The organism is Arthrobacter sp. UYCu712 (assembly GCF_040547005.1).
Lineage (GTDB): Bacteria > Actinomycetota > Actinomycetes > Actinomycetales > Micrococcaceae > Arthrobacter.
Map to the genome: position 1 here is coordinate 1 of NZ_JBEPOZ010000027.1, position 25105 is coordinate 25105.

Annotated in this window: 24 protein-coding genes and 2 pseudogenes; 15 read left to right on the forward strand and 11 right to left on the reverse strand. The window is 64.9% G+C overall.

What is annotated here, in order from left to right; translation table 11 throughout:
• Positions 1-264: 264 nt before the first annotated feature.
• A pseudogene (locus tag ABIB51_RS19630) lies at positions 265-813 on the reverse strand (NAD(P)H-dependent oxidoreductase).
• Between the two features lie 91 nt (positions 814-904).
• Entirely contained in the window at positions 905-1498 is a 594-nt protein-coding gene (locus ABIB51_RS19635; RefSeq protein WP_354191035.1) for a TetR/AcrR family transcriptional regulator, read from the reverse strand.
• Positions 1499-1819: 321 nt separating this feature from the next.
• On the opposite strand from ABIB51_RS19635, the gene ABIB51_RS19640 reads away from it, so the two are divergent.
• From ABIB51_RS19640 to ABIB51_RS19655, 4 genes are all read left to right on the forward strand, one after another.
• The gene (locus ABIB51_RS19640) at positions 1820-3193 is read left to right on the forward strand and encodes an FAD-dependent oxidoreductase (RefSeq protein WP_354191036.1); all 1374 of its coding nucleotides are present in this window, start codon (positions 1820-1822) and stop codon (positions 3191-3193) included.
• A gap of 133 nt (positions 3194-3326) precedes the next feature.
• Complete coding sequence (locus ABIB51_RS19645) at positions 3327-3479, forward strand: hypothetical protein (protein WP_502916179.1); 153 nt, start codon at positions 3327-3329, stop codon at positions 3477-3479.
• Between the two features lie 3 nt (positions 3480-3482).
• A complete protein-coding gene (locus ABIB51_RS19650; RefSeq protein ID WP_354191037.1) occupies positions 3483-4145 on the forward strand; it encodes an MFS transporter in 663 nt (220 codons plus the stop codon).
• On the forward strand, positions 4123-4794 hold the full coding sequence (locus tag ABIB51_RS19655; protein WP_354191038.1) for an MFS transporter: 672 nt from the start codon (positions 4123-4125) through the stop codon (positions 4792-4794). The genes ABIB51_RS19650 and ABIB51_RS19655 overlap by 23 nt, the downstream gene beginning before the upstream one ends.
• Before the next feature lie 600 nt (positions 4795-5394).
• Here the strand turns inward: ABIB51_RS19655 and ABIB51_RS19660 are convergent.
• The gene (locus ABIB51_RS19660; protein ID WP_354191039.1) at positions 5395-5787 is read right to left on the reverse strand and encodes an NADPH-dependent FMN reductase; all 393 of its coding nucleotides are present in this window, start codon (positions 5785-5787) and stop codon (positions 5395-5397) included.
• A 178-nt stretch (positions 5788-5965) separates the two neighbouring features.
• Between ABIB51_RS19660 and ABIB51_RS19665 the strand changes: the two genes are divergently transcribed.
• The 3 genes and pseudogenes from ABIB51_RS19665 to ABIB51_RS19675 all read left to right on the forward strand — a co-directional run.
• Positions 5966-6571 (forward strand): cysteine hydrolase family protein, encoded by a 606-nt coding sequence (locus ABIB51_RS19665; protein ID WP_354191040.1) that lies wholly within the window; start codon positions 5966-5968, stop codon positions 6569-6571.
• 274 nt (positions 6572-6845) lie between these two features.
• Positions 6846-7331: a GNAT family N-acetyltransferase gene (locus ABIB51_RS19670; RefSeq protein ID WP_354191086.1), complete on the forward strand. Its 486-nt coding sequence runs from the start codon at positions 6846-6848 to the stop codon at positions 7329-7331.
• An 832-nt stretch (positions 7332-8163) separates the two neighbouring features.
• Positions 8164-8628, forward strand: a pseudogene (locus ABIB51_RS19675) (alpha/beta fold hydrolase); the annotation flags it as partial.
• Here ABIB51_RS19675 and ABIB51_RS19680 read toward each other — a convergent pair.
• Positions 8593-8901: a GNAT family N-acetyltransferase gene (locus ABIB51_RS19680; RefSeq protein WP_354191087.1), complete on the reverse strand. Its 309-nt coding sequence runs from the start codon at positions 8899-8901 to the stop codon at positions 8593-8595. The pseudogene ABIB51_RS19675 and the gene ABIB51_RS19680 sit on opposite strands and share 36 nt — an antisense overlap.
• Before the next feature lie 338 nt (positions 8902-9239).
• Here ABIB51_RS19680 and ABIB51_RS19685 point away from each other — a divergent pair, with 338 nt between their 5' ends.
• The 4 genes from ABIB51_RS19685 to ABIB51_RS19700 all read left to right on the forward strand — a co-directional run bounded on the left by ABIB51_RS19685 (position 9240) and on the right by ABIB51_RS19700 (position 12688).
• Positions 9240-9992 carry an MBL fold metallo-hydrolase gene (locus ABIB51_RS19685; protein WP_354191041.1) on the forward strand — a complete coding sequence of 251 codons (753 nt, stop codon included), beginning with the start codon at positions 9240-9242 and terminating at the stop codon, positions 9990-9992.
• Between the two features lie 365 nt (positions 9993-10357).
• Positions 10358-11866: a dipeptidase gene (locus ABIB51_RS19690; RefSeq protein ID WP_354191042.1), complete on the forward strand. Its 1509-nt coding sequence runs from the start codon at positions 10358-10360 to the stop codon at positions 11864-11866.
• A 506-nt stretch (positions 11867-12372) separates the two neighbouring features.
• A complete protein-coding gene (locus ABIB51_RS19695; protein ID WP_354191092.1) occupies positions 12373-12576 on the forward strand; it encodes a hypothetical protein in 204 nt (67 codons plus the stop codon).
• Positions 12542-12688: a hypothetical protein gene (locus tag ABIB51_RS19700; protein ID WP_354191088.1), complete on the forward strand. Its 147-nt coding sequence runs from the start codon at positions 12542-12544 to the stop codon at positions 12686-12688. The genes ABIB51_RS19695 and ABIB51_RS19700 overlap by 35 nt, the downstream gene beginning before the upstream one ends.
• A 547-nt stretch (positions 12689-13235) precedes the next feature.
• Here ABIB51_RS19700 and ABIB51_RS19705 read toward each other — a convergent pair.
• The 6 genes from ABIB51_RS19705 to ABIB51_RS19730 form a co-directional block, all read right to left on the reverse strand.
• A complete protein-coding gene (locus ABIB51_RS19705; RefSeq protein ID WP_354191043.1) occupies positions 13236-13934 on the reverse strand; it encodes a response regulator in 699 nt (232 codons plus the stop codon).
• Positions 13922-15169: a sensor histidine kinase gene (locus tag ABIB51_RS19710; protein WP_354191044.1), complete on the reverse strand. Its 1248-nt coding sequence runs from the start codon at positions 15167-15169 to the stop codon at positions 13922-13924. The genes ABIB51_RS19705 and ABIB51_RS19710 overlap by 13 nt, the downstream gene beginning before the upstream one ends.
• Positions 15170-15298: 129 nt before the next feature.
• The gene (locus ABIB51_RS19715) at positions 15299-15685 is read right to left on the reverse strand and encodes a hypothetical protein (protein WP_354191045.1); all 387 of its coding nucleotides are present in this window, start codon (positions 15683-15685) and stop codon (positions 15299-15301) included.
• Positions 15685-16209: a hypothetical protein gene (locus ABIB51_RS19720; protein WP_354191046.1), complete on the reverse strand. Its 525-nt coding sequence runs from the start codon at positions 16207-16209 to the stop codon at positions 15685-15687. The genes ABIB51_RS19715 and ABIB51_RS19720 overlap by 1 nt, the downstream gene beginning before the upstream one ends.
• A complete protein-coding gene (locus tag ABIB51_RS19725) occupies positions 16206-17570 on the reverse strand; it encodes a DJ-1/PfpI family protein (protein WP_354191047.1) in 1365 nt (454 codons plus the stop codon). The genes ABIB51_RS19720 and ABIB51_RS19725 overlap by 4 nt, the downstream gene beginning before the upstream one ends.
• 1182 nt (positions 17571-18752) lie before the next feature.
• Positions 18753-19607, reverse strand: a complete 855-nt coding sequence (locus tag ABIB51_RS19730) for an MFS transporter (RefSeq protein ID WP_354191048.1) — start codon at positions 19605-19607, stop codon at positions 18753-18755.
• Here ABIB51_RS19730 and ABIB51_RS19735 point away from each other — a divergent pair.
• The 3 genes from ABIB51_RS19735 to ABIB51_RS19745 are packed head-to-tail and all read left to right on the forward strand — an operon-like array spanning position 19548 to position 20893.
• Positions 19548-20003 (forward strand): winged helix-turn-helix domain-containing protein, encoded by a 456-nt coding sequence (locus ABIB51_RS19735; protein WP_354191049.1) that lies wholly within the window; start codon positions 19548-19550, stop codon positions 20001-20003. The genes ABIB51_RS19730 and ABIB51_RS19735 overlap by 60 nt on opposite strands.
• A 40-nt stretch (positions 20004-20043) precedes the next feature.
• Positions 20044-20481 carry a helix-turn-helix transcriptional regulator gene (locus ABIB51_RS19740; protein ID WP_354191050.1) on the forward strand — a complete coding sequence of 146 codons (438 nt, stop codon included), beginning with the start codon at positions 20044-20046 and terminating at the stop codon, positions 20479-20481.
• Positions 20482-20491: 10 nt separating this feature from the next.
• Positions 20492-20893 (forward strand): VOC family protein, encoded by a 402-nt coding sequence (locus ABIB51_RS19745; protein WP_354191051.1) that lies wholly within the window; start codon positions 20492-20494, stop codon positions 20891-20893.
• Positions 20894-20938: 45 nt separating this feature from the next.
• Here ABIB51_RS19745 and ABIB51_RS19750 read toward each other — a convergent pair whose 3' ends face one another.
• Entirely contained in the window at positions 20939-22516 is a 1578-nt protein-coding gene (locus tag ABIB51_RS19750) for a chitinase (RefSeq protein ID WP_354191052.1), read from the reverse strand.
• 205 nt (positions 22517-22721) lie between these two features.
• On the opposite strand from ABIB51_RS19750, the gene ABIB51_RS19755 reads away from it, so the two are divergent.
• Positions 22722-25067: a glycosyltransferase family 2 protein gene (locus ABIB51_RS19755; RefSeq protein WP_354191053.1), complete on the forward strand. Its 2346-nt coding sequence runs from the start codon at positions 22722-22724 to the stop codon at positions 25065-25067.
• The last annotated feature ends 38 nt before the right edge of the window (positions 25068-25105 follow it).

Consider the following 25105-nt stretch of genomic DNA (forward strand, 5'->3'; position numbering starts at 1 on the left):
CGGCGCAGCTCCGCTGCTACGGCATCACTTCATGCGGACGATCGGCATCACACCCACTGAATACCGCAGAAAGTTCTTTGACCAGAAGGATCTCCTGTACTAAGATCCGCCCGGAGAAGCGGCGCTTCGAGCCGCACCCAATACTCCCCCCGGCAACCGGCCGGTCTGCCTTTTCCAGGCGCAGGAACGACGAGGCGGTCAGGCGTGGGTTCTCACATCATTCCACTAGTCCTGGGTGGCATTTTCGTCTGATCTACGGGCAGTTCAGTGTCCGGCCAAGGCGGGCACGTCGGCGAGCAGTTCGCGGTAGCGCGCTGCGTGGGCCGCTAGTCCCTCGGGCGCTACCCGGGGCGCCGCGTTCAGGACCAGAGGCTCCGCCAGGTCGAGGCCGCAGAGGTGTGCGGTGACTTCCAACGGGCGAAGCAGCTCGGCCATGGTGAAGCGGTTGTGCCCCGAGGGCGTGTACGACGACTCGGGTGCGCCGGTAGAGATGACCAGCTGCAGCCGCTAGCCCTGCAAAGCATCGCCGCCGGCACCGTAAGCGAAACCATACGTGAGGACCTGGTCCATCCATTCCCTCAGCACGCCGGGGACGGAGTACCAGTTCCAGGGGAACCGCGACACGTTGGTGTCATGATGGCGCAAGAGCTCTTGCTCCCGGATTGCGTCGACACGCCGGTCGGGGTAGGCAACGGACAGTTCATGGACCGTTACGTGTTCCAAGTCCTTGACGGCGGCGGAAAGCTGGGCGGTGATCCGCGAGTTTTCAAGATCGGGGTGGGCAACGATGACGAGGGTGCTGTGTGGAGTCATGGGAGCTGTGCTTCTAACAGACCGGACTCGGGACCGAGAGTGACGTGCTCAAGCTTGGGCACCGAGGCGGAAGCCAGGCTGGAGGTGTTGACTACCATTGCCCGTAGATCCGGGCCAGCGCGCGTTTGGCCGCGGTGTAGGGCTCAGCCGAGCCGGTGAGGAGCGAATGCGCATTGGCCGCCTCCAGGAATGCCGTCGTCTCGAACACCAGTTGGTTCACGTCGGCGCCAGATAGTTCTCCGGCGTCGGCCGCGGTCTGGATTTCCGAGGCCAGCAGGGAATGCCATTCCAGAACCGCCTTCGCAACAGCTTCCCTAACCGGGCCGGATTTGGAATCCAACTCCGTGCTGGCGGCCGTGAAGAAACATCCGCCGCTAAAGACCCGGTCGCGGCTGTAGGCAAGCCAGTCGTCCAGAAGGACCCGAAGTCTTGCCAGACCGGGTGCGGTTTTAAGGGCAGGCGCCACCACCGCGGCCATGAAAACTTCCCGCGCCGCCTCGACCGTCGCGAGTTGTAGCTGCTCTTTCGAACCGAACAGCACAGCTACCCCGCTCTTACTTAGCGCTGCACGGGCGGCCAGGCCCCCGATCGACAGACCCTCGAGCCCCTCGATTGAGGCCATGTTCACCGCTTGCTCCAGGACAGTTTTTCTCGATTTCAGGCCTCTGGCCGTTCTGCCATCCATGTTGACCTCTCTTCGTGCACTTGACAGTGATTATACTGTACGATCGTCCGTATAGTTACGAGCTCGCCTTATCGCCCGTCCGGCCTCGCCCCCTGATCGCATCCCTCACGCCGGTCGCCAAGTAACCCTACCGAGCCCCCGGAGACCTGCCTGACATCGACCACGGACAGGGGTGAGCTGAATGGATACCGACTGCTGCAGTGACCCGGGTTGCTGCAGCGACGATCTGGACTGCTGCTGACTCCTCCCGCCTGCCGCCCCCCGGGACCGGCAGGCACCCCGGCCAGAACCGCCACACCTACGGATGAAACAGAGGAAACCATGGATTCAGCGAAGACCCTTCCCGTTGCCGTGATCGGTGCCGGCCCCGTGGGCCTGGCCGCCGCGGCCCGCCTGCTCGAACGCGGCCTCGAACCGCTGATCTTCGAAGCGGGCCCCGCCGCGGGCGCCGCCATCGAGCAGTGGCGCCACATCCGGCTGTTCTCCCCCTGGCAGTACAACATCGATGCCGCAGCCGTCCGCCTGCTCGAAGCCTCCGGCTGGGAATTACCCCGCCCCACCGCCCTGCCCTACGGCGGGGAACTGATCGACAACTACCTCACCCCACTGGCCGCCCTCCCGGCCATCAGCTCAAAGCTGCAGACCGGCTCCAGGGTCATCGCCGTGACCCGCGCCGGGATGGACAAGACCCACACCCGCCACCGCGAGAGGACCCCGTTTCTCGTCCGGGTCGAGCATGAGGACGGCGAAACCCGCGACCACACCGTGGCCGGGGTCATTGACGCCTCCGGCACCTGGTCCATCCGCAACCCGCTGGGAACCTCGGGACTTCCAGCGATCGGCGAAGAGTCCGCCGCGGGCCGGATCTCCTCCCCGCTCCCGGACGTCACCGGCCGTGACCGTGCCTCGTTCGGTGGACGCCGTGTCCTGGTCGTCGGCGCCGGGCACTCCGCCGCCAACACCCTGATCAACCTCGCGGACCTGGCCACGGACGAACCCGACACCCGGATCCTCTGGGCCGTCCGCGGCGCGTCCGCCGAGAAAGTCTACGGCGGCGGCAACGCCGACGGGCTGCCCGCCCGCGGCCAGCTCGGCGCCCGCCTGCGCCGCCTCGTCGAGGCAGGAACCATCGAACTGCACACCGGCTTCGGCATCAGCTCGCTGAAATCCCTCGCCTCGCACGTCACCGTCGGATCCGTTGACGGCCGGACCCTCGAGGCCGACGTCGTCGTTCCCTGCACCGGCTTCCGCCCGGACCTGGACATCCTGCGTGAACTCCGATTGGATCTGGACCCGGCCGTCGAAGCACCTACCGAGCTCGGCCCGCTCATCGATCCGGAATTCCACTCCTGCGGCACCGTCCCCCCGCACGGCGCGGCCCTGCTGGCCCACCCGGACCAGGACTTCTACATCGTCGGCATGAAGTCCTACGGCCGGGCGCCGACCTTCCTGCTCGCGACCGGCTACGAACAAGTCCGCTCCGTCGCCGCCGCCCTGGCCGGTGACCGCGAGGCCGCGGACACCGTCCAGCTCGAACTCCCCGAAACCGGCGTCTGTTCCTCCGACGCCGGCACCAGCTGCGACGTCCCGGCAGCCCACGCCGTCGCATCCGAGTCCTCGTGCTGCGCCGCTCCCGAGCCCGTGCTCGTCGGGTTCCCCACCGGACTCTCCCACGGCCGCTCCGGCGACAACTGACCACCTTCCCCTGCTTGCGACCACTGAAAACACTGGAGAGCTGACATGACGGAAACCCCACGAAAAACGGTATGAACCCAGCCGGGGGCTGCAGGAGCACACCGAACTGCTTCGCCGCATCAGCTCAGCCCTCATGGGCCTGCTCGCCGATGAGGCCGTCACCGTCTACTCCGCAGATACAGACGAGCCCTCCGAACGCGGCATCGAAGGCATGGAACGCATGCGCCTCCGGGACGACGTCGAGGACCGGGCCCAGAAGTTGCAAGCAGAACTGACGGGGAACTAGGAAATGACTGCCCCGGCTATATCCCGGACACTGGTCGCGGAGGGCGCACCGCGCGGCGGCCTCGCCGCGCTGTGTATCACCCAGACCACCGGAGGGGGCATCCTCTACTACGCCCTGCCCGCAGCGGTTCACCCGATCAGCATGGACACGGGCTGGGACCCCGCCCTCGTCACCGGGGCCTTCTCGGCCGCGCTGTTCGTCTCCGCCGCCGCCGGGATTTTCGTTGGCCGTGTCCTGGACCGGGCCGGGCCGCGCAACCTCATTGTCGCAGGCTCCCTCACCGGCGTGCTCGCCCTGATCCTGGTCGGGCTGGCACCGAACCTGCCACTGTTCTATGCGGCCTGGCTGATTGCCGGCACCGCGCAGGCCGCGGTGCTGTACCAGCCGGCGTTTACCGTGATCAGCCGCTGGTACGGACCCGCCCGGGTCCGTCCCCTGACCATCCTGACGCTCATCGCGGGATTCGCCTCCACCATCTTCGCTCCGCTCGTCGCCGCCCTCAGCAACAGCATTGGCTGGCGGGCCGCTTTCCTGGTCCTCGCCGGCCTGCTCGGTGTCATCACGATTCCCCTGCACGCCCCGCTACCTCAACCGGTCATGGATCCCGGCTCCGCACCGGGACCTTATCCCCACCGACAGGACAGTGCTCAGAGCCGTCCGCCGTAGCCCTGCATTCATCGGTCTGCAGGCCCTGATGGTCCTGCTCTGCTTCGGGCTCTACGCCGTGACGCTGAATATCATTCCTATGCTTATGGAAAAGGGCGCCGACTACACCACGGCCGCGCTCGGCTTCGGACTTGTCGGAGCAGGAGAGGTCGGCGGCGGCCTGCTCTTCGCCGCCATCCCGGCCACTGCACGTATATCTGTCATCACCGGAACCGCCACGGGTGCCATCCTCGTGCTGGCTCTCCTGCCAGGACCGGCACCCATGCTGATCGCCGCCGGCATGCTGGCCGGTGCCGTCCGCGGCTGCCACACATTGCTGCAGGCCACCGTCGTGGCCGACCGGTGGGGCCCAGCCAGCCTCGGCACCCTGCAAGGAAGCTTCGCCGCACCCATCACGAGCTCCGCAGCCCTTGCCCCGGCAGCCGGCACCGCAATCGCAACCTGGTTCGGGAGCTACACCTCATTGGCCTACGCCATGGCGTCCGTCACCGGGACCGCCGCACTCATCGCCGCCACACGCCTCTCCAGAGGCCTCCAAAGCCGGACAAAGGTGACCGGACGGACCAACCGTGCTCGGAGTCCGGAGGAAGTGCCCATTGCACCTGATCGGCACCGCCGCGAAGTTCGCCGCTGCTGGAACAGAATCTGAGGTTCCTGACTTACCGGCGGTGTGTCGATTCGCTGGCCCGCAGCGGATACTGTCTCCATGGATATCAGTCGGCCCGTCTTCCCTTCCACTCACCATCCGTAACCGGGCCGGACAGGTTAGTGACTTGGATGGAAAGTCAGCTAGCTCCTCAATGGAGACTGCCCCCGGTTTGTTGACTCCTTGACCTAGCGAGCCGACGCTTGTGGAAGCTCGACGGCGGTGCGGTCCTTGTAATGGCTGATGAAGAAGGAGCCACGATCGACGTGCAGAATATCGGGAATGCCACACATCGCCCAGACGGATCCGGCTTGCGCCGGATCGCCTGTCGCAGCGCAAGTACGGTGTTGAGGCGGATGGCGCACCGGTGAAAACTGTGTAGCCGCAGATTTCGCGGGAATTGTCGTCTATCACGGGGGTCAGCCAGGGCGCTCGGTCGGGTCTCTCATCAGCGCCGATGATGGGGATCTCGAGTGCGGCGTGGTCCGCCTTCCACGTCTGGTTCGGCCGTTCGGCCCGGCGGCCGTAGAGGAGCTCGCGCCGGTCCCGGTATGACGCCGGCCCCTCAAGGGCGAGGTCGAACCCGACCGGACCATGATGCACCTACCCCAGAACGGTCGCCAGCGAAGCATATGTCTTTTCTGCCCTGAGTGGGTTTGTCGATGGATTGATCCACCCTGTTGGTTTATCTGCAATCTCGACCCCGCCAATCGTCCACTCCAGCAGATTCTTGAGGGCACCAGGCATCGCCCCAGCATATTCGGGCGTGCTGATCAGCGGCGCGGACGCATCTCGAATTGCCGCCCGCAGTTCTTTGACCTTCAACGGAGGGGCGTCGTGATCCAGGTCCGGGTTGAAATGCGGAAGGCCATCGATTCCATCGTAAGTAGCGGTGACGAAAGGGGTCCTCACCAGATCGGCAACGGTCGCGATGACCGCTGCGTTGACGGAACCGACCCTGACACTCCCACAGATCAGCAAAATTGAATGAACCAAGTCTCGTCCTTAGAAACTTCAAGTTCGATGTCCTGGCTTTTTTGGCAGGCCAGTCATCCGTGGTGAGGAGCACGGGTTCCCGAGCCTGAATCGCCGCAACGCACAGCTCCACCCAATCCGGGAGGGCACCAAGCCGACTCGATAACTATACGGCCGATCGTATAGTACGATCGCAAATGTGAATACTTCGTCCTCGCCCCTCTCCCTTGATCCCCGCGCCGCACTCGTGATCGTCGACGCCCAGCAGGGCTTCGATGACGCAGCATACTGGGGTCCGCGCGACAACCCTTCATGCGAGGCAAACATCGCCGCCCTGCTGACGCGGTGGCGAGACACCAGCCGCCCCATCGTTTTCGTACGCCACGACTCCACCACCCCGTCCTCCCCCCTGCACCCGGACAACCCAGGCAACGCATTCAAGGACATCATGACCGGCACCCCGGATCTCTTGGTGCGCAAGAGCGTCAACTCCAGCTTCCACGGCACTCCCGATTTACACGCCTGGCTGCAGGAAAACGGCATCGAGGAACTGGTCGTCTGCGGAATCACCACCAACCACTGTTGCGAGACCACCGCCCGAGTCGGGGGCAACCTCGGCTACCGGGTGTTCTTCCCCCTGGATGCCACCCACACCTTCGACCGCACCGCTCCGGACGGTGAGAACGTCGCCGCAGCTGCCCTATCCCGGATAACCGGGGTGAATCTGCACGGGGAGTTCGCCACGGTAGTGACCACCGCCGGCCTGCTCGAACAGGTACCGCAACTCGCAGCCACCGCCCCGTAGCCGGAGCGGACGGGACTATCCGTCAACGTTTCCCTATCGGTATTGATCTACAACTTGGGCGGCTATTTCGGAGCCGGCTAAATCCGACGACGCGTTTCAATCACGATCCGCCTTCGACGAAAGTGAGTCCATCTCCATGGGCAACGAAACAGAAGGATTTTCAGACCCGCTGATTCATGCCACCGTTGATGGCCCGGCCACGGAGGACGTCCGCGTGCTTCTGATCGAGCAGATCGTGACCCCGCTGGAACAGCCCGCGGCCACGATCCGTCCCATGCGCGATGGCGACTGGCCGGCCGTTCAACGGATCTACCGTGAAGGCATCGCCACCGGCCACGCCACCTTCGAATCAGAGGCGCCCGACTGGGAAAGGTTCAACAACTCGCGGCTGCCCCGCCCCCGGCTCGTCGCCGAAACCGCGGACGGCAGGATCCTTGGCCGGGCCGCCGCCTCCCCCGTCTCGACCCGCCCCGCATACTCGGGCGTGGTCGAACACTCCGTCTACATCGCAGCCGTTGCGCGCGGACGCGGGCTGGGCGCAATGCTGCTAAGGGCGCTGGCAGACTCCACAGAAGGGGACCTGGTTTGGACCATGCAGGCCAGCGTCTTCCCCGAAAACGAAGCCAGCCTCAGACTCCACCTCGCAAACGGCTATGTCGTCGTCGGGCGCAGGCAGCGTATCGCCAGGATGAGCCACGGGCCGCTCACCGGACAGTGGCGCGACACCATACTGATTGAGCGCCGCTCCTCCAACATTTGAACATCGGCGTGTCCGGGCCGCACCTCAAATGACCGGCGAATACTGACTTCCCCCTAGCTGACAAACACTCCGGCTCGTCCCGTCCGCGACCCATAATGAAGCCAGGTGCAACGGCTCGAGGACATCCAGCCTGAACGAGATTACTGCACGGCGTGGAACCAACCTCTGCGGCCATCCTGGCGGATACAGCCACGCCGACACGCCCTTGATACCTGGTCGGGTACGCGACGGCCGCGGGTCATCCCCGCCGGAACAACGGAGCCCGGCGGATCAATGGAGAACTGCACAGTTTTCGGACACATGGTCATCCACACTCCTTCCGATGGTCCATGTCCTCAGCCCTTCCGAGGCCGGTCGACGTAGCGTTGGCCGCCGACCTGAACGCCGGGACCCGAGCCTTTGGCGTGATCAATTTGCGGGGGCTCGAGTGATGCTGCCTTCGTCCAAAACAAGCACCCACAGACCACCTGGACCACGCTCGCGGCCACCACTGAACAGGAGCACCGGGGCCCATCGTGACCGTGGACTATCTCGCCGCATTCATGGCGTTGATCCCGACCGCAGCCGACACACTGGGGCGCTCCTATTGGCCACTTGACGATTCAACACCGGCCCTGCCGGTCATGCTGTCGATGCTCGCTGAGCATCTGGGAGTCCGGGCACCACAACTGCGCATCCCCACCGATTCCTGCGCGCGCTTCCCCCATGGATCACCCGGGCCCACCCCGAAACGCTGAGTTTCCTGTCGACGGAGCGGTACCCAACCTCCTCGGCCGACCAGCTCGCGGAACGCCACGGACTGCACCACCCGGATATCACCGCCTCCCTCCCGATGAGCCGACTACCTCGTGGCCCACCGCTTTGGCGAGATCCCCGGCTCGGGACCGGTGAGAGGATTCACGCGCGAGTCCGGCATCCGGACACTGTCCATCGGGGATTCCGGCGCCCGCACCATCATCTTGCCCGGACATGGTCCGACACCGACGCCCTGGTCGACGGCCGGGCAGCCGACTTGCCGGGACTGGGCGCCAGTTCAGGAACGCCGGATGATTGGCACCGCTGGCTCGACGCCGTGATCGGTGGCCGAAAGGGGATACACCTCGTTGGCCACTCCGTTGGTGCCGCGCTGGCGCTGGAATACGCGGCGGAGCATTCCGACGCCGTCACGCGCCTCTCGCTGGTCTCACCCCACTTTCTCCAGGCGCGGGCAGTCCTCCCGCAACGATTTGTCCCGCTCACCGGGGTCCACCTCAGGAGGGTCTCAGCGGCGCGGCTCGCAGGAATGCTCACCGGGATTCGGCACCGGGCCGGGCAACTGGAGTCGAGCGCCGCAGATCTCCGCCGCAGGAGTGCCCCGACCGGCGCGCGCCTCCTGCACCGGGCGTCCGCGCCGGGCCTCCGCCAGAACGTGGAGGAGCAGCGCCGAGGCAACGCCGCGCCCGCGAGCTTCATTCGCGGTGCGCATCGACTCGCTCTCAGCGTCGCCGGGCGCCAGGTGCTTGAGCGCCGCGCAGCCCAACAGCCGTGAGTCCTCCCGGGCGGTCCAGAAACTGATCCCGAGTCCGGCCAACGCGGCGGGATCAAGGGCAGGGACGCCTTCCGGCGGGAGGTTGCGTACATGTCAGCGAGGTGTTCGCCCAGAAGCTGCTGGAGGTCCTCGTGCTCCGGGGTGTCGCGCCCGTTCAGGCGGGTGCCGTTCCGAGCGGTTCGATTGTTCCCGATTTCAGGCCTCTGGGCGTTCTGGCATCCATATTGATCTCTCCTCGTGCATCTAGTAATAATCATACTGTACGATCGTCCGTATAGTTAAGAACTCGCCTCATCGCTTCTCCCGGCTCGTCCATCGGCGGACCGGTCCGTGGCGGCAAAAAGGCCGCACGTTGAATTTCAAGAATCTAAGGAAGACCCATGCAGACAACCCTGACGCATATCGGCACCGCAACGATGCTCGTTGAATTTGGCGGCCTCACGTTCCTCACCGATCCGGTGTTCGACCCCGCCCCCACGGAGTACGTGTCTGGGCCGGTGGTCCTGCGGAGCACCACGGAGCCAGCCATGCCCGCAAGCGACCTTCCGCCATTTGACGCCGTGCTGCTCAGTCACGACGAGCACCCGGACAATCTCGATGAGGCCGGCAGGAGGTTGTTGGTAGGGAAGGCTGTGATGACCACCGAAAGCGGTGCGGGACGACTGGGCGGCCAAGCAGTTGGCGTGGCCCCTTGGAGCAGTCACACGCTCACTGTGGGAGAGAAATCCGTGACCATCACAGCGACGCCTGCCCATCATGGTCCCGCCGGTGACGTGGTTGGATTCATCCTCCGCGTCCCCGGGGAAGAGAAGGCCCTCTACATCTCCGGTGACACGACCTATGAAAGTGACCTTGACCAAATCGGGGAAGAATTCTCGATCGGAGTAGCAGTGCTGCATCTCGGCGCGGCAAAGTTCGCCATACTCGGGGACCAGATGATCAGCATGGACAGCGCGAACGCAGCGAAGTTCACTGCCTCCCTCGGCGCCCACACGGTGGTGCCGATCCATTTCTCCTCGTGGGAACACTTCACAGAAACGGAAGACGAGATCGCGGCTTCATTTGCCGGAGCCGGTCTGACCGACCGCCTGGAATGGCTCACCCCGGGGGTGCCACGGGTCCTTGAGCTCTAACCACCAGGGGCGCAAAGGAGTCCAACCTCGTGACCACCACGGAAAACGGGAAGGAATGCCCTTACCTCTCAGGCAAGCGCCTCGAGAACTGCGTCTGGAGGATCCTGCAGGGCAGGACGTGAAATCCGCCCGCCCGAACCGCGAAGCGCTAATAACCCGCATCGAGACGCTGATCACGGCCCTCACGCCCCGATGCCAAGTAACCCGTACCGAGCACGACCGGTTGCTGCAGTGACTCGGGCTGCTGCGACGACTGCCCGGATGACATGCAGGACTGCTGCTAACACCCTCCCGCCTGCCCCCTCCCCCGGCAGGCGGGACGGAGGGCGTTAGCAGCAGCCCTTACGGATAAAACAGAGGAAACCATGGATTCAACGAAGAGCCTTCCCGTTGCCGTGATCGGCGCCGGCCCCGCGGGCCTGGCCGCCGCGGCCCACCTGATCGAACGCGGACTCGAACCCCTGATCTTCGAAGCAGGCCCCTCCGCCGGCACCGCCATCGATGCCGTCGCCGTCCGCCAGACCGTCGCCGAATCGTTCGATCAAACGATCAGTCAGCTAAAGGGCCTTGTTGCCATCCCGGGCATCGCCTGGCCAAGCTTCGACCCGGCCCCGCTGAACCGCAGCGCCGATGCCGTCGCGAGCCTCGTGCGGGCCAGCGGATTCGAGGACGTCCGGATCCTCCGCTGCGACAAGGAGGACGGGACGCCAGGCGGGCCTGCCGTCGTGGCCCGCTGCCCGGCCGCCGAGGGCAAGCCGACCATGCTGCTGTACGCCCACCACGACGTCCAACCCACGGGCGACCTCGCACTGTGGGAAACCGACCCCTTCACCGCCGTCGAACGGGACGGGCGGCTCTTCGGCCGCGGTGCCGCGGACGACAAAGCCGGTATCCTCGCCCACATCGCCGCCTACTCGGCCGTGACACGCTTGCTCGGGGACGAACTGGGCTTAGGCGTGACATTCTTCTTCGAGGGCGAAGAGGAGGCCGGCTCGCCAACGTTCCGGTCGTTCCTCGAGACGCACCGCGAGCTGCTCCGCGCGGACGTGATCGTCGTGGCCGACTCCAGTAACTGGAGGGTGGGCATTCCGGCCCTGACCACCAGCCTGCGCGGCATGGTGGACGGCACCATCGAGGTCAAGGTCCTGGACCACGCGGTGCATTCGGGCATGTTCGGCGGCCCGGTACTCGACGCCCCGACCCTGCTGGCCCGCCTGATCGCGACCCTCCACGACAACGACGGCAGCGTCGCGATCGAGGGCCTTGTGAGCAGGGACGACGTCACCGTGGACCTCACTGAGGAGGAGTACCGCGCCGATGCCTCCGTGCTCGATGGCGTGAAGCTCGCCGGAACCGGGAGCATTGCCTCACGCATGTGGACCAAACCGGCACTGTCCATCATCGGCTTTGACGCCCCGGCCGTCGACGTCGCCTTCAACACCCTGCTGCCGCGCGCACGGGCCAAGTTCAGCCTCCGCTTGGCCCCTGGACAGGATCCGGCGGCAGCCATGGAGGCCGTCCGCAAGCACGTCGAGGACAACGCGCCGTTCGGCGCGCAGGTCGTGTTCACCCCGGGGGGGAGCGGCAACTCCTTCCTGACGGACACCAGTTCGAAGGCCGCGTCCGTGGCCATGTGGGCCTTGGGCGAGGCTTGGGGCGTACCCGCGGTTGAAATGGGGATCGGCGGGTCCATACCGTTCATCGCGGACCTGACCGAGGTCTACCCGGACGCGCAGATCCTGGTCACCGGCGTCGAGGACCCCGATTCCCGCGCCCACAGCGCCAACGAATCGCTGCACCTGGGCGATTTCCGGAACGCGATCGTCGCCGAGGCCCTGCTGCTGGTCCGTCTGAATGAGGAAGGCGCGGACTAGCCGTTCTAACCCGGCTGGTTGGTGGTGAGGCACCTGGTACCAGGCCTGGCGTTCGGTTTTTCTGAGCTCCAACCGCGTAACCCGATCGCCAAGCGCTTCCGCCTCGTCACACCCGAGGACGGTGAATAGGCCCAAAGCAGAGGTCACCATCCGCTGGCCGGTCCCCTGCAACCGCTGCGGCCAGCACCATCAAACCGTCGCACGGTGGCCCGACGGCGGAGTCTGCGGCTACTGCTACCAGCAAGCCAAACGCACCCGTGGCACCTGCGCCTGCGGACACGAAGGCGTCCTGCCCCGTCCGCATCAATAGCCAACCCGCGTGCCGTCGATGCTCAGGCATCCGACTCAACGTCGACTGCCGAACCTGCGGACCCGAGGACGAACTGCACAGCGGCGGACGCTGCTGGACCTGCGTCCTCGGCACTGCCGTGGATGACCTGCTAACCGACCCGGCCACGTGAGCCATCGCCAACGATCTAATCTCGCTGGCGGCAGCGCTGAAGTCGATGAAACGGGCCAACAGCGGCCTGACCTGCATCCGCCAAAAGAACCTCACCGCGTTCTTCCGCAACCTCGCGGTCGCACCAAAGATTACCCATGAAACCTTCGACGAACTGCCCGCCGATTTTGACGGAAGCGGGTGTCACACCGCTGCGGTGGTTGACGGCGCAGCGAATGGCGGAGCCACGAAGGCTCCTGGAAGTTACTGACCTAACGGTGGAAGCTATTGCCAAGCGTGGCGGCCTTGGAACTCCAACCAATATGCGGTTGCATTTCATGCGGGAGTTTTCGGCCACCCCCACCAGCTACAGGCGCTTGTAACGTGGTCACGCGGATGGCGCTGGCGCGTCCTAGTTCCGGCGCCTCAAGGACTCCGATGTGGGCGAGCGGGAGTTGCCATAGGCCGTCCAGCGCCCGGACCGCACCCGGTTTGAGCCGGCAGACCTCCCGCCAGCGCCGACAACGAGAATTCCATCTGTAGTGGACGCCAGAGTGGCATCCAGCAAGGACAAAGCGAACCGCAGGTAGCCCTTGTCCTCTCTCCTCGACGCTGCGTCTACGGCCAAACCGTAATCTGGACGCTCGGGACCGGACGACAGCGCGAGATCAGTTCCACCACAAACTCCCGAGCATCACCGGGCGGTCGATGTAACGCAAGCTTGTCAGGACACCGTCGCCGGCCATGGGAATGCCCGGCTTTTCTCAGCCCCGGACGACAACAAACAGCGCAACATCCCGCCCCACAGGCCTGGCCCGTCCAGACACCCCATTCCGCCCTTTCCTCGCAGCGCGGCCCCCGGCGAATCATGTCCCCAGGCTACCGGGCAACACTGCACAGAGAGTGATTCTTCGCCCTATCATTCGACAGTCAGCCCCGCCGGCGGTGGCTGGTCAGGCCATGTTCGTAGGCGAAGATGACGGCGTGCACGCGGTCCCGCAGCCCAAGCTTCATCAGGATGCGGCCCACGTGGGTTTTAACCGTTGATTCGGCCACGAACATCCGTTGGGCGATCTCTGTGTTTGTCAGTCCTTCGGCGATTGCCGAGAGAACTTCCGATTCTCTGGGCGTCAGGGCCGCGACGGCGTCGTGGCCGGCGTCGGGGTGGCCGGCGGGAAGCCTTTGGCTGAAGAGATCCAGCATCCGGCGGCTGACTCTGGAGGAAATGGCGGCGTCTCCTCCGGCGACGGCCCTGATGGATGCGAGCAGCTCAGCTGGTTTGACGTCCTTGAGCAGAAAGCCACTGGCACCGGCCCGGAGCGCTGCGAAGGCATACTCGTCGAGATCGAAGGTCGTGAGGACAATGACGCGTGACTCCGGGCACTCCTCAGCGATCAGCGCGGTGGCGGCGATGCCGTCCATGCCAGGCATGCGCACATCCATCAGCACCACGTCCGGTGCCAAAGTACGGCACATGTCGATTCCAGTCCTGCCATCAGCGGCTTCGCCAACGACTTCGACGCCGTCCTGGGCATCCAGCACCATCCGGAATCCCGTCCGGACAAGGGTCTGGTCATCAACGAGCAGCACCCGGACCGGGAGCGTGGTCGGGGGAGCTAACGTTGCCATGGGGCTCCTCTTTGCGGCGGGAACCGGGCGGTCACGGACCATCCGCTGCTGGTGAGAGGGCCTGCGTGCAGCGTGCCGCCATACAGTGCGAGGCGTTCACGCATTCCTGCGACGCCACGCCCTGCATGGTCGGCGGGGACGGTCTCTGGCTGCCCGTCGTCGGTCACCGAGACCATGATCTCCTCCGCGCTGAACTGAACATGGACCGTAACCGCTGTCGCTGCTCTCGCGTGCTTAAGCGCATTGGTGAGCCCTTCCTGGATGACCCGGTAGATAGCGAGCTGGATCCCGGGGTCGGCCGGAGGAACACCGGCCGATCGCAGGACCACCGGAAGGCCCGTGGAACGAAAGAGCTCCACCAGCGCTGGGACGTCCCCCACTCCGGGCGCAGGTGCTACCGCGCCGGCCAACCCTCCGCAGTTGCCTTCGTTCAGAATTCCGAGCATCCGGCGCATATCCGCCACCGCAACGCGGCCGGTCTCGGCGACCTGGCGCATGGCGTCCACAGCGCGGGCAGGGTCAGTCGAGGCGATCTCCGACGAGCCATGGGCCAGAGAGATCATCACTGCCAATCCGTGCGAGACAATGTCGTGCATCTCCCGGGCGATCGCGTTGCGCTCAGCGGCAGCTGCAATGCGGGACAGGTGTTCCCGTTCACGCAACAGCGTGTCCGCACGGTCCACGAGGGCGGCCACAAAGGCGCGGTGCAAGCGTACGTTTAGTCCGATCAGCGCCGCAATCACTAGTACGACAATCGCCTGGCCAGCTTGGCCAAGGTCGACCATCGACCCTGGTAGGAGGATCGCGGCGAGAAGGAGGATTCCGCCGGTCCCCAGCAGGCCAAGGACCGTGCGCCGCGCTGAGCTGTAGACGGCGACGGCGTACAGTGCCATGGCTGTCGCCACCGCTGCGAAGCTGGCCGGAGCCGAGAACGTGAGGAGCATAATGCCGGCCGTGGCAGCCAAGGAGAATATCGGAGCTCGACGGCGGAACAACAATGCAGTGCCGGAAACCACCACGGCGAGCAATGGAAGAACCAATCCCACTGCGGTCTCGTTAGCGATGACGGCTGCCGTCATGGCCGGCACTGTGTATGCGGCGCTGACCAGGAGGTCTGTACTGCGCGGACGATAGCGCTGTCCGCCTGGCCGCAGCGGTTCGCCCGACGAAACCGGCGCCGTCATGGCCGTTTCCGACAACGCCGGCCGGCGCTCAGTGTCCCCCGTCCCGGTCATGTTCCGGACTCTACCCGTCGGGGAGTGCATAAGGGTCCCTTGGGTCGTCTGTTTGGAAGTGGCGGCCTTGTGGACGGGTGCCCCCGGGACTGAAGCTCAAGCTGCCGGTCCTGCAACCCCCGCTGGAGATCATTGGAGCGCAAGGACTAGGTAGAGGGCGGCGAGGGCCAGCGTGGTGGGGGTCATGATGAGGCGTTCGGGCTTGCTGCGGGAGATTCCGTTCATGACGACGCCGAGCACGAAGTATGCCGTCATCACCCACGCCGTGATTGCAGTAAAGGATTCGCTGAGCAACGGCGGGACAATGCCCGCCTTGGCAAGTGCTGCATAGGCGAAGAGGGCATACACGGCTATGGACAGAGCGCTCCCGATTCTCAGTTTGGCAGGGATGACGCGGTGTTGTCCGCCCCACGCCATCTTCCCGAGGGGCGCTCCGGCGATGAGCGCGCTCTGGAAGATGGTCAGGGCGGCCAGAAGTGCACAGGCCAAAAGTGCGGAAAGCTGATCTAGCGGCATTACAAAAAGCTCCTCTTGTCCAGTGCCAAGCGATTTCTTAGTGCGTTCTGGGCTTGGCTGGGGTGGGCATATTCGCGAAACCGGAGAATCATGGCAACCATCATCAGCGGGATCATTGTTGCATGGCTGAGAGTCATCATCGTCGCGGCTGTCAGGATCCCCAGAAAGTAGGGACCCATGGTCAGGGCTGCAGGAAGAAGCATCGCTGCCGACATTTCTCCGATGGCCCGCCAGGTGTGACGCTGATGGCGCATGTACAGGACCATCGGTACGGTCATATTGAGTGCCATGCTGACATTTGTAAGCACGGGCAGCCGGCCCGACGGGTCGCTGACTCCGGCAACTTCCGCCGTAAGGTCGTACAGCGGGTCCAGCACGATCATTCCCGCGTACATCAACACGACCATCACGGCGAAATGCTTGGCAACGTGGACATATCCCGACGGACCCTTCGGGCCCGCATGCTCGGCCCCTCTCAAGGAATCAACGGAGCGGAAGGGGAAATCTGGCATGTGCGGCGTCATGTCATCTGCCCCTGTGCCCGTCGCCGGATTGCAGTTCGCATGATCGCGGGAAGAAAACCGGCGAGAGTGGCCAGGAGCACGCCGAGCACTAGCAGGACAGGAATCCGGACGGAGGTCTCCCCAGCCGGAAGGTTCAGATGAGCGGTGGGATAGTCGATCATCTTGGCTGCCGATAGAGCGGTGGCACGGTCGGTATGCCGCGCCAGATATTCGATGGCACCGTCGAATCCGAGCACCCCATCTGTGCCGGCGAAGGCATCGAGTCGCACGTTGCGGGACGCTGCCCAGTCCCTCAATTGCGGATCAATGTCCTGGACCCCGGCCGCGCCCGGGGCGATGACCCTGTCCACCGGAGGCGCCTGGCGTCCGGGGACGGTCTGGAGAACCAGCCCGTGCTTGGTGGTGACCGTGTCCGTAGCGGCGACCGCCACCGTCCGTGCCGCGAAGGACATGTTGTAGACCTCGAACGCGCTGGCGACGTCGGTCTCTCCTACTCCGTTGAAGAGCCCGACGGCGATCGCGGGCCGGAACCACGGGATAAGGGCGTTGAGCCCGATAGGAATGTCCGAGGAAGCAAAGGACTGGACGGGTATCCGGGTCGATGCCTCGGGTGACCAGCCCGGGTAGTTCATCAGCCGGCCCACTCGTTCGGCTTCGGCGGCGCCTGCCATGTCTTCCACGACTTTTAACGCGCCTAGGATGCCGGACGTGACGCCGGCGGTGGTGGTGATCATGCCGTCCTGGACGAATCGCAGACCTCCCGTCCATTGGACCCCGGGATGGCTCTGCTTCAGGGCGCCAAGACGTGACCAATGGCTTGTCGCGTTATGCCCGTCGAGGAGGCCTGTCCCGGCCAGTACGCTCGATCCGTTGCAAACGCCGAGGATCCGGGCGCCGCGACGGTATTGTTCCACGATCCAGTCCCGCATTGGGGCTTCCTCCGTGCCCTCCGGGGCGCCGACGGCCGGGACAACGACCACGTCCGGCTGCCGGGCCGCACCCGATCGAACGTCCTCGAACGTATACGTGGGCACTATCGCCGGACCCCCGTCAACGGCGGCAGGGGCGGCCTGCGCCGCAACTGTGTAGACGGAAAATTCCGGGGAGCTGGCAAACACTTCGTAGGGAGCCAGCACGTCACTCCCCACGGTGCCGGTCGAACCCAGGACAACGGCCACGACTATTCCGCCGGAGGATGAGGGCCGATTAGCGGGCCGGTCGTTCAGCGCTTGCGCGGCCGGCCGGATGTGGCTCTCTGCGTCCGCCACGGAAACCCCGGCGACAGCCAGCGCGGCCACGGTGAGGAGGGACAATCCGACCGCGAGAGCGGCGTGGACAAAGCGTCTTGAGCGGGAAGCCATGAGTAAGTCTCGATTCCTTGGAATTGCGGGGCCATCACCTTTTGTGCCCTCCGTTGCCCTTTCACGCTACGGATTTCCGCCTACACAAACATCAGCCAACGGGACATGCTTCAGCAGGTACAACCGGTACCCGGGTACTACGCGATCGCCCACTGGCCGGCACCTAAGCCAAAGTTTGTGCGCCCAGGCGACCACCTACGAACTGGTCCACCGCTCAGTTCCCTATTGCGGCAGACAGTCGTGCAGACGACCTCGAACACTTCGTGCGGATTCCTGCGAATAATGTCATGCACTGAGTGCCCTCTGACGACCGCTCTTCCCGGTGTTTCCTCAGGTCAGGCTGCCCCCAGCCTTCCTCATGCAACTGCGACAGCACAAAGGCGAAGGTCTTCCGCCTCCGCTCGGTAAAACAGCGCCTCGTGGCGCACCAAGTCTCCTTCCTTACGGTGTGGTTGGGGACGGAGCGGTCGCTGGCTTCCTCTGGGCGGTTAGCGATCATAAGGACATCGCCAGCGAATCTGGAGGCCCTCCTGGCGACGGCGCGGATGGGCTTGCGCCGGTCCCGGCCGGTGAGCAGGCATTTGAAAAGCTCTCGGGGCCGCCCCGGCCCTGAAAATAGAGTCCCTGGTAGATCGTCTCGCGAACGATGCGCAGATCTTTGCGTCTAGGACGGCTTTCGGAGTTGCCGGCAGATCAGTACAGGACTCCACCACCGGTCCAGCATCATCTGAACAAAGGCCTTCAGCTCGGGATGGCCGGCGATCTTCCGCGACGAATCCCATGCGGGCGTCAGCAGCAGGCCTGATTTTCGGTTGGTGACGAGGTGCGCCAGAATTTCCGGAGGGCTAGAAATCGCCAAGTCCTGAGAACCCTCAGGCCATCCCGGATGTCCCGGCCTGCCCCGGAGGTGGCGGCCCGGTCGCCGCGAAGATGCCTGACGAGATGTTCACGCTCTTGGTGGTGCAGCTTCAGCCATTCCTCGGGTGGAATAAAGTTCACGGAAGTTGTCCTTTCAAAAGGCCCCAAGGGCCCTTGGATATCGATAAACATCAATATTTAGAGTTTCTCAGATATATCGAAGTTCGTCAATGTATCCTGTTGTCGTGCCTGAAATTGGTGGTTGTGCCGCCTACCACTGGCTTCGGCCGTGTCGCCGAGAAGTGTCCGACGCCGTCGTCGGTGCTATTGCTGGGCCGGCGCTGGCTCGGACGCCAGAGGGTCCAACTGCTGTTTTTCGGAAGCGTCGATGTTCCTGTCGGTGAGGACAAAGAGGCCCGCGAACAGCAGGAGGGTCAGCGTGCCCATGATCATGAAGACGGCCTGCAGTCCGAGTGTGTCGGCGATGATTCCGCCGGCGGCCGCACCAAGCGGAAGCGTGCCCCACGCGAGGAGCCGGAATGCGCTGTTGACGCGCCCGAGCAACCGGCCGGGTGTGATGCTCTGGCGCAGCGAGATGGAGATGACGTTCCAGACAGCCATCGCGGCACCTCCGAGGATGAAGACGACGCCGATGACAACCGGGCTGGTGGTGATCGCGGGGATCCAGATAAGCAACGATGTGGCCGGAATGGCCAGGGCAAAGGATCGTGCCCTGCCGAGCGTGCGTTCGATCCGGTGCGCCAGCAGGGATCCGATGACGCTGCCCACTGCGATGGTGGCAAGAAGGACCGAATAGCCAAGTCCGGACAGGTCCAGCGCCGAATCCGGGCCGACTGCGTAGAGAACAAGGACCGTGAAGGTCGCGTTGGAGGCAAAGTTGGACAGGCCCACCATGATCCCGAGTGTTCGCAGCACGCCGTTTCCCCAGAGGAACGACAGGCCCTCGGCGATATCTTCGCGGATACGGGTCGGGGTGCTGCGTTCGATGCGGAACGCGCCCGGGATGAGCAGCAGGGCGCCGGCCGCACCGAGCCAGAGTGCAGCGGGAACGGCTACCCCCTCCGCGTGCGGATCCTGCGGCTGTGCACGGGGTCGGAAATGACCAACAAGCAGCTCGCCGTGAGGCTCGCGGTGGAGCCCGGCACCACGCTGTACCACGTGCGCCAGTTGGTCAACACCGGATTCCTGGCCCAGGGCGATGTCCGCACCGGCGAAAGCGGAGCACTCGAAAAGCCCTACCGGTCCACGAACATGTCCTGGTGGTTGGACAATCCGCTGGCCGATACTGACGTGGAAACACGGAACTCCCCCGTCGGTGCGTTTCAAGCGGAACTAGAGGAAGCCGGACCTGGCTCCATCACGAACGTCGCCAGATTCGTCCTGCACCTCTCGCCCGAACAGATCGAGGAGCTCGAGGGGAAAATCCTCGCGGTCCTCGACGACTACATCGACTCGGACGCCGGGCGGCTGGACCAACCGGCCCACGGTGGAATGTTCATCCTCCATCAGCTGGCCCAGCAGCATGCGCACCAGCCGGCCACAGGGTCTCCCTGATCCAGGGCGAGGCGGTCTCGGCCCGGTCTAGAATGGCGGCATGACACCGCAGGAGTTGGCCAACCTGGCCCATCTGCGCCGGGCCCGGGACCTGATCGACCGCGACTACGCCCGGCCACTCGATGTGCCCACCATGGCCGCCGGCGCGTTCATGTCCCCGGCGCACTTCTCCCGCCAATTCAAGGCGGCCTACGGCGAGACGCCGTACAACTACCTCATGACCCGGCGGATCGAACGCGCCATGGCGCTGCTGCGGGCCGGAGCCAGCGTGACCGACGCCTGCATGGAGGTTGGATGTACATCGCTGGGCTCGTTCAGTTCCCGGTTCACCGAGATCGTCGGCACGACACCCAGCGTGTACCGGGACTTGGGGCACCATGCGGTGAATGCCATGCCATCGTGCATTGCCCGGCAGCGCACCCGCCCTGCGCGCAAGCCGAGCAGGATTGAAGAAGCATCCCCGCAACCGCTGCCATAACGTGTGAGACATGAACATCTCACTTCAGTACTCACACATCACCGTCACCGACCTCGACGAGTCACTCGCGTTCTACCGTGACGTGCTCGGCCTGGAAGTGCGCAACGACGTCGGCTCGGACGGGCACCGCTGGGTCACCCTGGGCAGCGCGGCCCAACCCGATCTGGAGCTCGTGCTGTCCGTCCCCTATTCCGGCCGGTCCCACGACGACGGCGACGCGCTCCAGCAGTTGCTCACGAAGGGCGTCCTGCCCAACATCGTGTTCCGCACGGACGATCTCGACGCTACGTTCGAGGCCGTCCGGTCCGCCGGAGCCGAAGTCCTCCAGGAACCGATCGTCCAGCCCTGGGGCCCGCGCGACTGCGCCTTCCGTGACCCTTCCGGCAACGTGGTCCGCTTCAACCAGGCCTGACGGGAGCGGCGCCGGGTGGGTGCCGCCGTTTGCGCGGAGCCTTACTTACTTGGACGTCGGCGTCGGAATTGCTGTCGCGGTTGCCATGATCTTCAGCAGTTCCTCATCCGGCAGCTTGGTCCATGGCGATTCCGGCGCGCCCTGCAAGGCAGCTTCGGGGCTGTCCGTCTGCGTCCACCACTTCGCCTCGAAGACGCGGGCCTCGAACAGCACACGGTCCCCCTTGCGGTAGACCGCGGTCGGCTGCCATTCGGGTGCTGTGCCGGCGGGCGCCGTCAGCTGCGGAGTGGGTCGGTCACCGGGCAGTACCGGGCCGATGATGCGCCACGGGGTGGCGGCACCCTGCAGCACCGGGTCATCCGGCGTTTCCGCCCGGGTCCACCACTTGGCCTCGTAGACATTGGAGTGCCAGACAGTCCGCTCGCCGGTGGTGTAGGCGGCGGTTTCATTCCACACGGGGTACGGGCTGGTGGACGGGTCATCGCTGACGGCGGGGGCCGCCGTCGTCGACGGAACGACGTCGGCCGGTACTGCGATTGGACCGCTGACGCCAGCGCCGAGGATGGTCGCGAAGCTCTCCGACCCCTGGTCCACGCCGCTGCAACCGTCCGATACCTGCTTGACGTCAGGGTAGTTCGGGCTGCATGTCCGGTCCCGGTTCAGGGACCACATGGACAGGCGTCCGATCCCCTTGGCACTCGCGTAGCCGCTGAGCTCCTGCGCATCCTGGAGAGTGAAGATTTCGCCCGCGACGTCGTTCTGGCCGATCATCGGGGTCAGGCCGATCTTTCGCCAGACAGTCCCGCTGCCCAGCTCGGTGCCGGCCGCCTTGTACAGGCCCGTCAACTGCCCGTGCGTGGCCTCCGCGGCCGAGACGGCATTCTCGTACATCGAGCGCCCCGGCACCTTGCTTCCGCCGTAGTCCATGGTCATGACGTTCACGCCGGCGAGGTCGGTGCCCGCAGAGATCATCCGGCGCACCGCGTCGGCGCCCGCCGCTGTCATCCCGTTCGGATCTGCCGGCAGGGTCAGCCAGACACCCAGCTCCTTGCCGTCGCCGCGGCGGTCCTGCTGGAGTGCCGCGATCGCGGCGGAACGCCGGTCCAGGGCAGCGGTGTCATTGAGCGCCGCGCCCTCAATGTCCAGATCGATGGCGCTGACGTTATAGCGGTCGATCACGGCACCGTAGGCCGCCTTGAGCCGCCCCACGTCCGTGCAGGTGGTGGCGAGTTCGCTGTTAATCAGTCCGCCGAAGGAGACAGACACTCCCCCGCCGAGCTGCTGGAGCCTTGCCACGCGGCGGTCCAGGTCCAGGTCCGAGCCGGCCCCGTCAAGGGAATACGCGCCGCCCCAGGTGGGGGCACAACCGTCCGTGGCGTCAGCCACGATGAAGGACAGCACAACGTTCTGGGCCTCTTTGGACACAGGAGCCTCAAAGGCGTACCGCGGGGTGGCCGTGACGTCGACGTAGCCGGAGAAGATGGACGGGATGGCCTCGGCGGCCCGAACGTCCTGGAAGTTACCCCAGGCGGCCATTCCGCCGACGGCGGCGGCCACCACAACGCCGGTGAGCACGCCCAGCCGAACCAGCGATAACTTACGGCCCGGGAATTTTTCGGACACAGGACCCCCCTTACGACTTTTAGTGAGCTGCCGGGCACACGCCGGCCATCAGAATCAGTTTGAATTGATTCCGGGTTTTCTGCTGCCCGGAAACGGTCTGACCTTGCATTATCATAAGGGCACTCACTGGAACAGTCCGGTGCACCGTGCGTGATTTCACAAAAGCGCACGCCGAAAGGTCGACTCTGCAGTCTATTGGGGATTAATGTCTGATCAGCGTGTCTTGCCGCGTCTTGACGAGGAAATCGTCATCACCGATCCGAAAAGTGCCGCGCGGCGCCGTCAATGGGGGGCTGAAAAGCGTTCCGAGCCGCTTTCGCTGGTCCATCCCCGCCCCTCCCGACGCAAAATCATCCTTGGCCGGCTGGGTATTCTCACCACGGTCCTGGCCTGGATTGGCTACGTCGTTTCAACAATCCTGAAACAGCTGGCGGACAATCCCAACGCGGGTTTCCGGTTTCAATTCGAGACGGTTTCCTACCTTGTTGTCGTAACCTTCCTGACTTTCTCGGCGCTGATGTACCTTATGGCTCGGCAGGGCGCGCTTTACCGTTTCCGGGACCACCAGCGTGTTCCTCGCGGCGAACTGGACCGCCACTTCGCCGGCTACGTTGACGGCATCACCGTCCTGGTGCCCTCCTACGCCGAAGAGCCGCAGGTGGTGCGCGCCACCCTGTGGTCCGCGGCTCTCCAGGAATTCCCGGCCCTGAAGGTCGTTCTGCTGCTGGATGACCCTCCGCACCCCTCGGACCCGGCGCTCCTCGCGCGGCTGGACGAAACCCGGGCCCTGACGGCTGAAATCGCCGACGCTTTGCAGGCACCGGCCAAACGTGTCAACGCCGCCCTCGCGCAGTTCCGTCGCCGGACCAAGACGGCGGCCCACGACGAGACCGCCGAGCTTGCCCTGCTGATAACCGAGTACGAGGCAGCCGCCGACTGGCTGGAAACGATGGCCGCGGCCGAGCAGGTCGAGGACCACGTTGACGAGTTCTTCGTCGACCTGGTCCTCATGGGGCTGGCCCGCGAACTGCGGCTGGTGCTCGTGGGCCTGAATGCCGCCTCCGCGCAGCAGGCCTCGCCGGCGCGCTCACGGATCGAGGAGCTGTATCTGCGGCTGACCTGGATCTTCAACGTCTCCACCGAGACGTTCGAGCGCAAAAAGTACGCGAGTCTCTCGCACGAGGCCAACAAGGCCATGAACCTCAATGCGTACATCTCGCTGATGGGGAACTCCTGGCAGGAAGAGACCACCGCCGACGGCGTGGTCCTGCGCAAGGCGCAACCCGACGCCGGGCATGAAGGACCGGGCCGGGTGCTGGACGTCCCCGACACCACTTACCTCCTGACGCTCGACGCCGACTCGCTCCTCCTCCGCGACTACTGCCTCCGCCTGGTCTACCTGCTCGAATCGGCCGGCAACGAGCGCGTCGCCGTGACACAGACCCCGTACTCCTCCTTCCGGGGCGCCCCCACCCGCATCGAACGGGTCGCCGGGGCCACCACCGACCTGCAGCACATCCTCCACCAGGGCATGACGTACTACGGCGCCACCTTCTGGGTGGGCGCGAACGCCGTGATCCGCAAGCGCGCCCTCGAGGACATCGTGGAGGTCGAAAGCAGCGGCGGCTTCGAGGTCAGGACCTATATCCAGGACCGCACCGTCATCGAGGACACCGAGTCCAGCATCGACCTCGGCCAGCACGGCTGGACCCTGGTCAACTATCCGGAACGGCTGAGCTACAGCGCAACCCCGCCCGATTTCGGCTCCCTTGTGGTCCAGCGCAGGCGGTGGGCCAACGGCGGTCTGCTGATCCTGCCCAAGCTGTGGGCACAGCTCCGCCAGAGCCGGTCCGAACGCCGGGCGATCCTGGTCCGCGAGGTGCTGCTCCGGGTGAACTACATGGCGTCGATCGCGTGGGCCAGCTTCGGCCTGATCTTCCTGCTCGCATACCCTTACGACAGCCGCCTGCTGAGCCCCATCGTCTTCCTGGCCGCCCTGCCGTACTTCCTGGCCATGGGCAGCGACCTCCGCGATTGCGGACACCGTTTCAGCGATATCTTCCGGATCTACGGCTTCAACCTCGTGCTGCTCCCTGTGAACCTGGCCGGCGTGCTCAAATCCCTGCAGCAGGCCATTACAGGCGATAAAATCCCGTTCGCGCGGACGCCCAAGGTCAAGGACCGCACGTCGGCGCCGGCAATCTACGTGCTGACGCCCTACGCGATCGTGGCCTTCTCCTTGCTGACCGTCTGGCGCGACGCCCAGCTGGGAAACTGGGGCAACGTAGCCTTTGCCTCGCTCAACGCCGTCCTGGCCGCCGGCGCTATCCGCTCCTACATCGGAGTCTTCAACTCCGCCGTGGACGTCTTCCTGGGCATGCTCAACTGGCTCTATGTCAGCCCCCGGTCCAGCACGGAGAAGGTGAGCCCTGTGGTTGCGAAATCGCTTGAGGAAATCGACTGGGAGCAGATTCTCTACCACGGCGACCGTCGCCTCAATCGGGACCTCCGCGGTTCAACGGACCGCCGGCGCCGGATTGCGGTGCGTTGACGGTCCGGGCCCTCCCCTAATACCCCGCGCGGCACTAT